Origin of the sequence: Halopseudomonas salegens, assembly GCF_900105655.1 — a bacterium.
Taxonomy (GTDB): Bacteria; Pseudomonadota; Gammaproteobacteria; order Pseudomonadales; family Pseudomonadaceae; genus Halopseudomonas; species Halopseudomonas salegens.
The window spans coordinates 2,944,425-2,957,507 of record NZ_LT629787.1; the positions used below are offsets into that span (position 1 = coordinate 2,944,425).

Here is a 13,083-nt window from a genome sequence, read left to right on the forward strand (position 1 = left end):
CCAGCCGACTAGCCAACCTTGTCCATGGCCTCCAGTTCACGCCACAGTGCATCAGCCTCCTGACTGAGCGTGGAATAGGTCCGTATATCACCATTGCGCTGTGCCGTCATGGCCGCTTCAAGCTTGGCATCATAGGCCTTGCGCAGTTTTTTTCGTGGATCCTGGCGTAAGAAGCCGAACATGGTTTGCCCTCAATTGAATTTATCGCTGGTTATCGGAATGTCCACCTTTGGCGTTTTTGGTCAGCGCATCCAGCAGATCAATGGGTAACGGGAACACAATGGTCGAAGCATTGGTGTTACTCATATCCGCCAGTGTCTGCAGATAACGCAACTGCATGGCGCCGGGCTCACGGGACATCACATTGGCGGCCTCGACCAGTTTTTCCGAAGCCTGCAGTTCGCCTTCGGCATGAATCACCTTGGCCCGACGCTCCCGTTCTGCCTCAGCCTGCCGGGCAATCGCGCGGATCATGTTTTCATTCAGGTCGACGTGCTTGATTTCCACATTGGCTACCTTGACACCCCATTCTTCGGTCTGGGCATCAATGATTTCCTGAATATCCGCATTCAACTTGTCACGTTCGGAGAGCATTTCATCCAGGTCGTGTTTGCCGAGTACTGAACGCAAGGTGGTTTGCGCCAATTGGCTGGTGGCCTCGGAAAAATTCTCTACCCGGATAATCGAGCGCTCCGGGTCGACTACCCGGTAATACAGTACCGCGTTGACCCTGACCGTGACGTTGTCGCGGGAGATAACATCCTGGCTCGGTACATCCAGCGCGACCACACGCAAATCCACCCGGGTCATTTGCTGCAGACCGGGAATCACAATAATCAGGCCCGGTCCTTTGACACCCTGAAAGCGACCGAGAAAGAACACCACGCCACGTTGATACTCGGGCAGGATACGTATCGCCGACGCGATGATGATGAGGAAAAAGACGATGGGAGTGATATAGGGAATTATATCGCCAAGCATACAACCTCCTGTAATTTGAGTGCAGACACCGCCGATAGCGGCTATCCGCTGTTACCGCTCGGGGCTGACCTCCAGCGTCAAGCCGTCGAGATGTCGAATAGTCAACCAGGTACCGGCCTTGACCGGCTGTCCGGCACGGGCATTCCAGCGTTCGCCACTGACTTGCACATGCCCGAGATAACTGTCACCGCCAGCGACAAAATCATCCAGTGCCAGAGCACGTTCACGCAACAGGTGTTCTGCACCACTGGCAGCCGGGCTGCGACGCAACCCCACCAGCCGGTAAAGCGCCCAGAGCATGAAACCCGCCGCTATCGCCGCGACGCCCCCGATGGTAGGCAGTGAAATATCCTGATGACTGCCATCCATGAGAATCACTGAACCGACAACAAAAGCGACAATCCCGCCAATACCCAGAATGCCGAAACTGGGCGCAAAGGCCTCGGCAATAATAAAAACCAGCCCCAGAATGATCAGCACCAGCCCGGCGTAATTGACCGACAACACCTGAAAGGCAAACAGAGCCAGCACCAGACTGATCACGCCGATCACCCCGGGAAAGATACTGCCCGGGTTGGACAGCTCAAAAATGATGCCGTAAAAACCGATCAGCATCAGAAAGTAGGCAATGTTCGGGTTGGTGATTACCGCCAAAAGCTGCGTGCGCCAGTTGGGATCAACGCGGACCATCTCGAGTTCGGCAGTATCCAGCGTCAGCTCTCCCCCGGCCATCGCAACAGTGCGACCATGAATTTGCTGCAGCAAGTCATCAATGTCACGCGCCACCACGTCCACTACATTTTTTTCCAGGGCCTCCTGCGAGCCCAGATTGACCGCTTCGCGCACGGCCTCTTCAGCCCAGTCAGCATTCCGGCCATGCCGTTCGGCCAACTCGCGAATGTAAGCGACCGAGTCTTCCAGCATCTTGCGCTCCATGGCGCTGCCACCCCGACGCGGACTGGACGACTCTTCAGTCTTGCCAGCCTCCTCGGCAGCGTCGTCGCCGACATCCTCTTCGCTGGGGGATGCGGGCTCCGGCTCATCACTGCCGGGCATACCCCCCATCTGGACCGGTGTTGCCGAGCCCAGATGGGTCGCCGGGGCCATCGCAGCGATATGACTGGCATACAGAATATAGGTACCAGCGCTCGCGGCCCGGCTTCCCGAGGGGCTCACATAGGTAGCAACCGGCACCGGGGAAGCAAGTATCCGCTTGTTGATCAGGCGCATGGAGTCAACCAGCCCGCCCGGTGTATCCAGCTCGATTACCACCAGAGCAGCATTGTCAGCAGCGGCCTGCTCGAACCCCCGCACCAGGTAGTCCATGGTTGCCGGTCCGATGGCATCGTTCACGCTGAGCACAATGCCACTGCGTCGCTCACTGCTTTCGCTGGCCATCGCCTGATAATTGTGGACAAACAGCGCCATGAATACACCCACGACAACTGTCATGACACTGCTCAAGGCCAACCAGCCCGAAGCTAGACCCCGGGTGCGACCATGTTGCTTGTACAGGGACACGCCTAGCCCTCCAATACCTGATCTGATGATGTCAGATTAGCAGAGTCGGTTGCTGTCGGCAGACTGCCAAACCTGGCAATACGTGACACCGTATGACCGGGTTCCGGGTTGCACCGCCGACAGGCCATGCTGCATGCGCTATAGTGAGTCATAAAATTGCCATGGAGCACCCAGCGCTTGTCTGACCGTCTTTCCCTCCTGCTTCAGCAGGCTTACCTGTTCTGGACCAGCCCCCTGGTGGTCTATCAAGTAATCATTCTGCTGTTTGCCGCAGGCATTACCCTGTTTTTACGCAAAACGCTGTCGCCACGCCTGGAGTCGCTGGCCGGTATCGACGGCACCCGCCAGTTACGGCACCTGCTCAGCCGCTCCGGGCAACGTCTGCTGGCTCCACTGAGTCTGCTGTTGTGGGTGATGATCGGGCGCAGTCTGCTGCTCGGCAGTGAGCTGGAAACACAATTGCTGGACCTGGCCATACCACTGTTGCTATCCATGGCTGGTGTCCGCCTTGTGGTCTATCTGTTGCGCAAGGGTTTCCCGGTCACGCCGGCACTCAAGACCTGGGAAAACATCATCAGCTTCAGCATATGGACGCTGGTAGCCCTGCACCTGGTAGGTATTCTGCCGCACATGCTGCAGTTGCTGGATAGTCTGGCAGTTACGCTTGGCGAAACCCGTATTTCACTGCTTTATGTGCTCAAACTGCTGTTGCTGGTAGCCTTGATGCTCTCGCTGGCATTCTGGCTGTCCGCGCTGATTGAACGCCGCATGCGCGGCTTCACACATGTCTCGCCGGGACTTCAGGTTGCACTGGGCAAATTCAGCCGGGTTTTCCTGCTTACCCTGGCCGTGCTTCTGTCACTCAACCTTGTTGGCATAGACCTCACCACATTGACGGTTTTTGGCGGCGCACTCGGGGTCGGGCTGGGCTTTGGCCTGCAACGAATAACCAGTAACTTCATCAGCGGCTTCATCCTGATTCTCGACCGCTCGATCAAACCCGGTGATGTAGTCACCATCGGTGAAAGTTTTGGTTGGGTACAGGAACTGCGGGCACGTTACATCGTGGTGCGCAACCGGGATGGTGTGGACACCCTGATTCCGAACGAAAACGTGATCACCAATGAAGTCATCAACTGGAGCTATGCCGACCGTAATATCCGCCTGCGTATTCAGGTCGAAATCAGCTATGACGACGACCCGGAACAGGCCATGGAACTCATGCAGCAAGCTGCCAGCGTGTCGCCACGTGCTCTGCAGGAGCCCCCGGCATTGGTCAATCTGGTCGAGTTTGGTGACAACGGTATTCTGCTCGAACTGCGAGTATGGATTGCCGACCCTGAGGCCGGCGTCGGCAGCGTGCGTTCCGCCATCAACCTGGCTATCTGGCGCGCATTCAAGCAAGCCAACATCACTATTCCTTACCCGCAACGCGACCTGCATATAAAGGGCCCCTTGCCACGCCAGGAATAGCCCGGGGCTCCCTGCAAGCCGATGTGCTTCTGCCCACGAGTGTTCTAGACTCTGGGCAGTAGACGTTTTGCGTACACCACTGTCGAGCCATGCCATGCAGATTGAACTGATCGAAATTCGTGATCACCTGAGCCGTTTTCCACCCTTCGAACAACTCCCCGAAGAGACCCTGGAACAGCTCGCCAGCCAGGTGGAAATCAGTTACTTTCAGGCTGGTAGCGAGATCCTGGCGTTTGATCAACCCATTCATCAACTGCACTATGTGCGCAGCGGCGCGGTCGAGGTTTATCGGCGCAACGGCGAACTCTACAACCGTCTCAGTGAAGGCGATATTTTTGGCCACTTTGGCCTGCTACGCAGCAATCGGGTACGTTTCCCGGCCAAGGCGCTGGAAGACTGCCTGATCTACCTGCTGCCAGACAGCCAGTTCCACCAGCTCTGCGAGCAGTTCGACAACTTTGCCGATTTTGTCGAGGCCGAGGGTCAGAGCCGCCTGCAAAAAGCGGTCGCCGATCAGGATCAGGCCGCCGAGCGCATGCAAGTGCGGATCAGCAAATTACTCAGCCGACGCGCAGTCAGCGTAACCGTCAATGACAGCGTACAGACCGCCGCCCAGGCCATGAGCGAAGCCGGGGTATCGTCACTCCTGGTGATGGATGACAACGTGGACACTCCCCACGCATCCAATATGATCGGGATTATTACCGACCGTGACTTTCGCAACCGTGTGGTTGCGCCGGGGCTGGGCTACGAGACGCCCATCAGCGAGGTGATGACCAGCAACCCGGTTACCTTGCAAAGCACTGATTCCGTATTTGAAGCCATGTTGACCATGTTGCGCTTCAATATTCATCACCTGCCCATCATGCACCGTCGCCGTCCACTCGGCGTTGTCAGCCTGGCAGACATCACACGTTTCGAAACCCAGAGCAGCCTGTACCTGGTCAACAATATCTTCAATTGCCAGTCGGCCAATGAGCTGCAGGCGTTACTGCCCGACGTGCGCGCCACCTTTGCCCGCATGGTCAAGGAAGGCGCCACGGCGCATATGATCGGGCGTGCGCTATCAAGCATCGGACGCAACTTTTCTCAGCGCCTGATTGAGCTTGCGGAAGCAGAGCTGGGCCCACCTCCGGTACCCTATTGCTTTATGGCATTGGGCTCAATGGCGCGGGATGAGCAACTGATCGTCACCGATCAGGACAACGCCCTGGTATTGGATGATCGCTTTGACCCTGCCCGGCATGATGCCTATTTCATTCAGTTGGCAACTCGCGTCAGTGATGGTCTGGCCGCTTGTGGTTACAGCTACTGCAAGGGAGGCATCATGGCCACCAATCGCGACTGGCGACAGCCACTCAGCGTCTGGAAGAACTATTTCCAGCAGTGGATTGCCAAACCCAATCCGCAGACATTGCTGAACAGCTGTATTTTCTTTGATCTGGACGCTGTGCACGGTGAAACCGAGCTGGTCTCGCAGCTGCAACAACAAGTTGCCGATCAGGCCAGCCAGAGCCCGGCCTTTCTTGCCAGCCTGGCTCGCAACGCGTTGAATCGCACGCCACCGCTGGGCTTTTTTCGTACATTCGTGATGGAGCAGGATGGCAAACAGAACAACATCATCAATCTCAAGGGGCGAGGCACAGCGCCACTGACCGACCTGATCCGTGTCCATGCACTGGCCTGCGGCTCCACCACGCAGAACAGCAATGAGCGGCTGGATGCCATCGCGCAGACCAAGCTATTACCCGCCGAAGCCATCGAAAGCTTGCGTGCCGCACTGGAATTTCTCTCCAGCGTGCGCATCCGCCATCAAGCCTGGCAACTGGAGCACGATGATGAGCCAAACAATTATATCGAACCGGAAGCGCTCACACCCAGCCAGAGACACAGCCTGAAAGAAGCCTTTCAGGTGCTCAGCAATGCGCAGAAATTCCTGCGTTTTCGCTACCCACCCGGCGGCGCGGAGCGCAGCCCGTGAGTAAAACCAGGACCGAATGGCCCGAGCTGATGGCTGCCCATGCGGCACATGCCAGCCACCCGGCATTGGCCGACTTTTACCGGGCATTCGATATTGCTCCGGATACGCCGCTGAGCGAGATACCTCTGGTGGCACTGGATATCGAAACCACCGGGCTGGACCCGACGCGCGATGCGATTGTCAGCATCGGACTGGTTAACTGCAGCAGCCAACGCGTGCGCTGTGCCGAGCACTGGTATCAGGTAGTGCGTCCACGCCATCTGAGCATCGACAGCATCCCGCTGCACCGTATCACCCACGCCGAGGTTCGTCATGCCCCACCGCTGACCGACGTCCTGCCCATGCTTTTGCAGCATTTACAGGGCAAGGTTGCACTGGTGCATTACCACCCGATCGAACGTGAGTTTCTTGCGCATGCGGTCAAACAATTGCTGGGGCAGGCGCTGTACTTTCCGCTGATTGATACCATGCAGCTGGAAGCCCGTCAGCACCCACGGCAATCACGCAGCTGGCTCGACCGTTTGCGTGGCAAGGGTCCGGCATCCCTGCGCCTGGCTGACTGTCGTTCGCGTTATCACTTGCCCGCCTATCAACCGCATCATGCGCTGACCGATGCGATCGCCAGCGCCGAGTTGCTGCAAGCCCAATGCAGCAGGCATGTGGATGCCGGCCGCGCGGTCAAAGAGTTCTGGTCGTAAACCAAAACGGGGCGCCATGGTTACCCATAACGCCCCGCGGTTGTGGTGCGATAACTACCTAGCGTGGCTCACTGAGCAAGCCTTTCACAATGGCGATACAACCCACCAGCAACACCACGGTAAAGGGTAGCCCGGTAGACACTGCCATCGCCTGCAAGGCGACCAGGCCACCACCGAGCAACAGGGCAATGGCAATTACCCCTTCGATCAGCACCCAGAATACACGCTGCGGCACCGGCGCATTGACCTTGCCTCCGGCGGTAATGGTATCAATCACCAATGAGCCGGAATCTGACGAGGTGACAAAGAACACAATGACCAGAACGATACCGATAAAGGAGGTAATTGCGGCCAGCGGCAACTCTGCCAACATGGCAAACAGCTGAATTTCCAGCGCCGCCTCCTGAACGCCGGTAAAACCACCGAGCAGCTGACTGATCGCAGTGCCACCAAAGGTGGTCATCCACAGTACGGATACCAGCGAAGGTACCAGCAATACCGCAATCAGGAACTCACGCACACTGCGGCCACGGCTTACCCGGGCGATAAACATGCCGACGAAGGGTGACCAGCTGATCCACCAGGCCCAATAGAAGGCAGTCCAGCCCTGGCTGAAGTTGGCATCTTCACGGCCGATCGGGTTCGACAGGGCCGGCAGGTACTGCAAATAAGCGCCCAGATTGTCGAAGAAACCGGTCAGAATCGCCAGCGTGGGTCCGACCACAATGACAAACAGCAGGAGCAACACGGCCAGGCCCATATTGATCTGTGACAGAAACTTTACGCCCTTTTCCAGACCCGCCAGCACCGACAACAACGCAATGAAGGTAATGCCGATGATCAGCAGCACCATGCTGGCGTTTCCACCACCGATATTGAACAGATGGCTGATCCCCCCGGCTGCCTGTTGCGCCCCCAGGCCCAGCGAGGTTGCCAGACCGAACAGAGTGGCAAACACGGCGAGAATATCGATCACATGCCCGGGCCAACCCCATACACGCTCACCCAGCAACGGATAGAAAATCGAACGGATACTCAGCGGCAAACCCTTGTTGAAGGAAAACAGCGCCAGTGCCAGGGCCACAATGGCGTAAATCGCCCAGGGATGTAGCCCCCAATGGAAAATGGTCGCTGCCATACCCAGCCGTGCGGCTGCTTCCGCATCGCCAATGGCTCCGCCCAGTGGCGCCCAGTCGGTCCGTGCACCTGCTTCACCGACACTGGTACCCCCCATGGCTGCCGAGAAATGCCCCATGGGTTCGGCAACACCGTAGAACATCAGACCGATGCCCATACCGGCGGCAAACAGCATCGAGAACCAGCCGAGATAGGAATGATCTGCCACAGCCTCTTTGCCGCCCAGACGCACCTTGCCCAACGGAGTAAAAATCAGCACCAGACATAGCAACACGAAAATATTTGCGGCGCTGATAAAGAACCAGGCCATATGGCCGGTCAACCAGTCACGGATTGCGGTAAAAATGGGGGCGACTTCATTCTGCAACGCCAGGGTAAGCACCACAAAGAGCAGAATGGTGATTGCCGAGATACTGAATACCTTGCCGTGAATATCCAGTGCGATGGAGAACTGTCCCTTGATGTTGTCTTGCCCGATCACATAATCCGTGTCGATCAGGTTGGCATCACCGGACGGGGCCGGGATCGGCGGTCCGCCATCATGATGCGGGTCCGTGGTGGCCGGTTGGATGGGATCGTTACCCATGGGTTGTGCTCCCTAGCAGAGGTTATGCCTGCACGCAGGCAAATTGGATGATGGGTTGCTTGGCGGGCCAGGTTAGCCCGGCAACACTTCTAGTGAAACTGGCCGCTGGCCAGCGTGCTGTTAGTATGGGAAGCAGAATGTGATTTGGCAAAAAAAACGGGGCAATAAATTACCATCGCCGTTGAATATCGGCATTAATGAACAGAAAAACAGAGTCATCGAACAGAGCGGTATCTAGCTTGCAGAGTGAAGAATCGCCACCACCTCGCGCTTGCTCAGACCATAGGCCTTGATCAGGGCCTTGAGTTCATCATTGAATGCCAGCTCGGCATTGAGCTGGTCATCCTGTTTCAAGGTTTCCAGCTGCGCCAGTTGATCCGCCAGTTGGCGTTCAATCGCGCGAAAATCGGCAAGTTTGGACATGCGGCTCCTACACACGGTGAAATAGAAGAAGTTCGCAGATTATTCTACCTCAAAATGCATGGCAACTATGCTGTACCCGCAGATATATGCACTGCATAAACGACAAGGATGACTGCACATGCACAAATACGTCGCCCTGCCACTGCTGTCCCTGCTTGTCGCCTGCAGTGGCAGCGATCCGGCAACCGATACACCAGCAATGCAAAGCCGTGCCGAACGCGAAGCCAGCCGACACATGATCAGTGCTCCGCACCCGCTGGCCGCCGAAGCTGGACGCGAAATACTGCGTCAGGGGGGCAGCGCGGCAGATGCTGCGATTGCCGCCAAGCTGGTGTTGGGCCTGGTCGAGGCACCGGAAACCGGCATTGGCGGTGGCGGTTTTATCCTGCTGCACGATGCAAACCGAGGCCAAAGCCGTTTTTACGATGGTCGCGAAACCGCACCCCGGGCAGCAACTGCCGATCGCTTTCGTTGGCCGGGATTGAACAAACCCTTCATTCTGGCCATGACCAGTGGCGACGCAGTAGGGGTGCCCGGCATGCTCGCATTGATGGCCAAGGTACATGCCGAGCATGGCCAGCTCGCCTGGGCCAGCCTGTTTGTTCCAGCCATTGAGCTGGCCGAGCAGGGCATTCCCATGCCGTCTCGCTTGCAAAGGCAAATCAAACACGATTGGTCGCTGCGCCTGTTCGCCGATACACGTCAGTACTTCCGCCGTCAGGCAGCTGGCGAGCCACCCCGATTGCACAACCCGAAACTGGCAGCCACCCTGCGGCAACTGGCCGAAGAAGGCCCAGACAGCTTCTATCACGGCGCGATTGGTGAACAATTTGTGCAGCGCGTTCAGGATGCACGCTGGGGCAGCGGTGACATGCAGCTCAGTGACCTGCACGACTATGCTGCCTTCGAACGCCCACCGGTCTGTGCCACCTACCGGCAATGGACCCTGTGCGGCCCGCCACCCCCTTCCTCGGGTGGGCTCACCGTATTGCAGATCCTCGGCATCCTCGAACATTTCCCCATGGACGAACTGTCTGCCGATGATCCCCAGTCCTGGCACCTGATTGCCGAGGCCAGCCGTCTGGCCTTTGCCGACCGCGATTACTACATAGGTGATCCGGACTTTGTACAGGTACCGCTTGCGGAGCTGCTGGAGCGTGATTATCTGGCCCGGCGTGCCCACCTGATTGATCCTCGGCAAGCCATGGCTGAGCCGCTTCCCGGAGTCGCCGGTAGCGCTGCCGAACACCCCGACGCCGAACTGCCGGTTCCGGAGCCGGAATATGGCACCTCGCACCTGAGCGTGGTCGACAGCGCCGGCAACCTGGTCGCTTTTACCGGCTCCAACGAGGCACCCTTTGGCAGCCGCATGCTCAGCCAGGGTTTTGTGCTCAACAGCCAGTTGACCGATTTCAATTTCAATCCGCGCCTGGGTGACCGTGAACACCCGAACGCAGTGGCGGGCGGTAAACGCCCGCGCAGCTCAATGTCACCCTTTATCGTCTATGACGCCGACGACAAGCCCATCATGGTCATTGGCTCACGCGGCGGCAGCCGGATTATCGGCTATGTGGTGAAAAGCCTGGTCGCCAGCCTCGATTGGGAGATGGAACTGGCCGAGGCTCTGGCCATGCCGAACATGGTCGAGCGTCGCCAGGGTATCGAGCTTGAAGCCGACACCTGGCTGGCGGATCACGCCGAAGCCCTGCGGTCCATGGGGCACCGGGTACGCCTGAAATCCATGACCAGCGGCGTGCATGCCATTCAGCGTATCGACGGCGGCTGGCGAGGAGCCGCTGACCCGAGGCTGGATGGTGTGGTGCTTGGCGACTGACACCGGGCTGACACCCCGGTATGTTAAAGTCATTCATTACTTTTGAAGGGATAGTCCATGCCAACTGAATTTCCCATGCCTCCGGTACAGAAAAATACCGATGGCGCGCTACGTCGGGTAGGCGTCGAGCTGGAAATGAACGGCTTGACGCTGGACCAGCTGGCTCGGCTGGCGGCCGACTTTCTCGGCTGCCAGGTCGAGCAGACCAGCCGCTATGAACGCACCCTGGTCGGTGACGACGCCGGCGACTGGGTGGTGGAGTTCGACTTCCGCCTGCTGAAAAAACTCGGGCGCGAAGAGCGCAGGAAGCATGACCTGGGAGACGAGCTGATGAACTCGGCCGAGGATGCCCTCAAGTGGGTTTCCGAGGGTCTGGTGCCAATGGAGCTGGTCAGCCCGCCACTGCCGCTCGACCGCCTCGGGCAGGTGAATGATCTCATCGCTCACCTGCGTCGCGCCGGCGCCAAGGGCACCGGTGACCGCATTACCAACGCCTTTGGCATGCAGTTCAACCCGGAAGTGCCGGACTCGGAAGCCGACACCATCACGGCATACCTGAAGGCCTTTCTCTGCCTGTATGACTGGATCAAGACACGCGCCGACATCAACATTGCCCGGCGACTGACCGGTTATGTCGACCCCTTCCCCAAGGACTATGTGCGCAAGGTAATCGACACCGATTACTGGCCGCCGATGAACCAACTGATCGACGATTACCTGCGTGACAATCCGACCCGTAATCGTGCCCTGGATATGCTCCCCCTGTTCAAGCATATCGACGAAAAACGGGTACTGGCCAGAGCCGATGACCAACTGATCAAAGAACGTCCGACCTTTCACTACCGCCTGCCCGACTGCCTGATCGACCAGGCCGGCTGGGGCTTGCATGTGGCCTGGAATGACTGGCTTCAGGTAGAGCACCTGGCCTATGATCGCCAACGTTTGCAGGCCTGCTGCGAAGCCTATGGCGAATATTGGGACCAGGGTATTGGCGGCCGCTTGCTGGACAATTGGGAACACCGGGTCAGCCGCGACTGGCTGTGCGAGATCAAATGAGCAAACCTGTTGTCGCCATCACCGGCCCGCAAAAGGGCGCCTTTGGCCCACGCTTTCTGGTTGCCTGCGCCGTGCGCTGGTACGGCGCAACACCGTTGCAGGTGCGCCCCGGTGACGACTGGCAGCAGTTACGCTATGACGCTGTCGTCGTCACCGGCGGGCATGATATTGACCCGGTGCTCTACGCGGCCGAACCTGAAGTGCATCCGAAGTACGATCCCGAGCGTGATGCACTGGAAGCTGCGGTGATCGACGATGCACTGAACACCGGCCTGCCATTGCTGGGTATTTGTCGGGGTGCCCAACTGCTCAATGCCCGGCGCGGCGGCAACCTGTTCCAGGAGCTGAAGTCACACCGCAAGATGACCTCCAACCGCTGGACGGTGCTGCCGCTGAAAACGCTCAAGGTCGCTGCCGACAGCCATCTCTGCAAGCTGATGCGCGCCGACAACTGCCGCATCAACAGTCTGCATAATCAAGCCATTGATCGGGCTGGAGACGGCCTGGTCGTCACCGGCCGCGACCTGGATGGCATCGTGCAGGCAATTGAGGACCCGAGTCGCCCCTTCCTCGTCGGCGTGCAATGGCACCCTGAATTTCTGATCTTCAGCCCACGCCAGCGGCGGCTTTTCGGGGCTCTGATCGAGGCGGCCGAAGAGCGGCGGCCGACAAAGCCCTGATGTACGGTCTGACCCACCCTGTCAGTTGCACCCTGGAAATCCGCAAAAGTCGCTTTATCGGCTGCGTGGAACCGGTCAGCGATCGTGCCGCAGCGCAGCAACGGGTTGCCGAATTACGTGCGCAACACCCGGATGCGGCGCATGTGTGCTGGGCCCTGTTGGCTGGTGGGCATAGTGCAGCCGTGGATGATGGCGAGCCCTCGGGGACTGCCGGGCGGCCAATGCTGGAAGTGTTGCGTCATCAGCAGCTGGATGGCGTACTGGCCACCGTGGTGCGCTATTTCGGTGGCACCAAACTCGGCGCGGGCGGCCTGGTGCGTGCCTATACCGAGGCCATTGCCCAGGCCCTGCAACAGGCTGATCTGATCCCGGTACAGCGCATGCGCACCTTGCACTGCCAACTGCCCTTTGCCCAGGAAAGCACCGCGCGGCGCTTGCTCGATCAGCTCGGCGGTGAATTGCTCACGGTCAGTCACAGCGATGGCGTACAGCTGGATGTGCGCCTTGAGGAAAAGGCGGCCGAGGACTTTCTGCAGCAATTGCAGACGACCTGTCGTGGTGATGTTAGCTGGCAGGATGCGGTGGATGAGGATTGAGTCTGATCTAGCGCACAGTGCTCTGACCAAGCCCCTGTGACAGACCGTCGATGCACAAGGACGTGCATCGATGAGCCCCAGGGATGGCTCGTAGCGTGTCTGTCACAGGGGCTTGGT

The 13,083-nt window shown here is 58.4% G+C and carries 12 protein-coding genes; 7 read left to right on the forward strand and 5 right to left on the reverse strand.

Features of this window, described 5'->3' with window-relative positions; all coding sequences use genetic code 11:
* Positions 1 to 8 precede the first annotated feature (8 nt).
* The 3 genes from BLU07_RS17630 to BLU07_RS13580 are packed head-to-tail and all read right to left on the reverse strand — an operon-like array spanning position 9 to position 2,433.
* Positions 9 to 182 (reverse strand): DUF6435 family protein, encoded by a 174-nt coding sequence (locus tag BLU07_RS17630; RefSeq protein ID WP_157719206.1) that lies wholly within the window; start codon positions 180 to 182, stop codon positions 9 to 11.
* A 19-nt stretch (positions 183 to 201) separates the two neighbouring features.
* Entirely contained in the window at positions 202 to 981 is a 780-nt protein-coding gene (locus BLU07_RS13575; protein ID WP_092387795.1) for a slipin family protein, read from the reverse strand.
* 51 nt (positions 982 to 1,032) lie between these two features.
* Complete coding sequence (locus BLU07_RS13580; protein ID WP_092387797.1) at positions 1,033 to 2,433, reverse strand: NfeD family protein; 1,401 nt, start codon at positions 2,431 to 2,433, stop codon at positions 1,033 to 1,035.
* Between the two features lie 246 nt (positions 2,434 to 2,679).
* Here BLU07_RS13580 and BLU07_RS13585 point away from each other — a divergent pair, with 246 nt between their 5' ends.
* The 3 genes from BLU07_RS13585 to BLU07_RS13595 all read left to right on the forward strand — a co-directional run bounded on the left by BLU07_RS13585 (position 2,680) and on the right by BLU07_RS13595 (position 6,654).
* Positions 2,680 to 3,975: a mechanosensitive ion channel family protein gene (locus tag BLU07_RS13585; protein WP_197675012.1), complete on the forward strand. Its 1,296-nt coding sequence runs from the start codon at positions 2,680 to 2,682 to the stop codon at positions 3,973 to 3,975.
* A 94-nt stretch (positions 3,976 to 4,069) separates the two neighbouring features.
* Positions 4,070 to 5,956, forward strand: a complete 1,887-nt coding sequence (locus tag BLU07_RS13590; RefSeq protein ID WP_092387799.1) for a DUF294 nucleotidyltransferase-like domain-containing protein — start codon at positions 4,070 to 4,072, stop codon at positions 5,954 to 5,956.
* Positions 5,953 to 6,654: a 3'-5' exonuclease gene (locus BLU07_RS13595; protein ID WP_231701643.1), complete on the forward strand. Its 702-nt coding sequence runs from the start codon at positions 5,953 to 5,955 to the stop codon at positions 6,652 to 6,654. Before BLU07_RS13590 ends, BLU07_RS13595 begins: the two co-directional genes overlap by 4 nt.
* Positions 6,655 to 6,712: 58 nt before the next feature.
* On the opposite strand, the gene BLU07_RS13600 is transcribed toward BLU07_RS13595, so the two are convergent.
* On the reverse strand, positions 6,713 to 8,377 hold the full coding sequence (locus BLU07_RS13600; protein ID WP_092387801.1) for a BCCT family transporter: 1,665 nt from the start codon (positions 8,375 to 8,377) through the stop codon (positions 6,713 to 6,715).
* A 234-nt stretch (positions 8,378 to 8,611) separates the two neighbouring features.
* Entirely contained in the window at positions 8,612 to 8,800 is a 189-nt protein-coding gene (locus tag BLU07_RS13605; protein WP_092387803.1) for a hypothetical protein, read from the reverse strand.
* Between the two features lie 118 nt (positions 8,801 to 8,918).
* On the opposite strand from BLU07_RS13605, the gene ggt reads away from it, so the two are divergent.
* Genes ggt through BLU07_RS13625 form a run of 4 tightly spaced genes read left to right on the forward strand, consistent with a single transcriptional unit; the run spans position 8,919 to position 12,966 of the window.
* Positions 8,919 to 10,634: a gamma-glutamyltransferase gene (gene ggt, locus BLU07_RS13610; RefSeq protein ID WP_092387805.1), complete on the forward strand. Its 1,716-nt coding sequence runs from the start codon at positions 8,919 to 8,921 to the stop codon at positions 10,632 to 10,634.
* Between the two features lie 57 nt (positions 10,635 to 10,691).
* Complete coding sequence (locus tag BLU07_RS13615; RefSeq protein WP_092387807.1) at positions 10,692 to 11,690, forward strand: amidoligase family protein; 999 nt, start codon at positions 10,692 to 10,694, stop codon at positions 11,688 to 11,690.
* Positions 11,687 to 12,370 (forward strand): gamma-glutamyl-gamma-aminobutyrate hydrolase family protein, encoded by a 684-nt coding sequence (locus tag BLU07_RS13620; RefSeq protein WP_092387809.1) that lies wholly within the window; start codon positions 11,687 to 11,689, stop codon positions 12,368 to 12,370. The genes BLU07_RS13615 and BLU07_RS13620 overlap by 4 nt, the downstream gene beginning before the upstream one ends.
* Positions 12,370 to 12,966 (forward strand): IMPACT family protein, encoded by a 597-nt coding sequence (locus tag BLU07_RS13625; RefSeq protein WP_092387811.1) that lies wholly within the window; start codon positions 12,370 to 12,372, stop codon positions 12,964 to 12,966. Before BLU07_RS13620 ends, BLU07_RS13625 begins: the two co-directional genes overlap by 1 nt.
* Positions 12,967 to 13,083 lie beyond the last annotated feature (117 nt).

Excerpts from the sequence above, each read along its gene's own strand:
- BLU07_RS17630 (WP_157719206.1), bottom strand. The coding sequence starts at position 182 with ATGTTCGGCTTCTTACGCCAGGATCCACGAAAAAAACTGCGCAAGGCC.
- BLU07_RS13575 (WP_092387795.1), bottom strand. The coding sequence starts at position 981 with ATGCTTGGCGATATAATTCCCTATATCACTCCCATCGTCTTTTTCCTC.
- BLU07_RS13580 (WP_092387797.1), bottom strand. The coding sequence starts at position 2,433 with ATGACAGTTGTCGTGGGTGTATTCATGGCGCTGTTTGTCCACAATTAT.
- BLU07_RS13590 (WP_092387799.1), top strand. The coding sequence starts at position 4,070 with ATGCAGATTGAACTGATCGAAATTCGTGATCACCTGAGCCGTTTTCCA.
- BLU07_RS13600 (WP_092387801.1), bottom strand. The coding sequence starts at position 8,377 with ATGGGTAACGATCCCATCCAACCGGCCACCACGGACCCGCATCATGAT.
- BLU07_RS13605 (WP_092387803.1), bottom strand. The coding sequence starts at position 8,800 with ATGTCCAAACTTGCCGATTTTCGCGCGATTGAACGCCAACTGGCGGAT.
- ggt (WP_092387805.1), top strand. The coding sequence starts at position 8,919 with ATGCACAAATACGTCGCCCTGCCACTGCTGTCCCTGCTTGTCGCCTGC.
- BLU07_RS13615 (WP_092387807.1), top strand. The coding sequence starts at position 10,692 with ATGCCAACTGAATTTCCCATGCCTCCGGTACAGAAAAATACCGATGGC.
- BLU07_RS13620 (WP_092387809.1), top strand. The coding sequence starts at position 11,687 with ATGAGCAAACCTGTTGTCGCCATCACCGGCCCGCAAAAGGGCGCCTTT.
- BLU07_RS13625 (WP_092387811.1), top strand. The coding sequence starts at position 12,370 with ATGTACGGTCTGACCCACCCTGTCAGTTGCACCCTGGAAATCCGCAAA.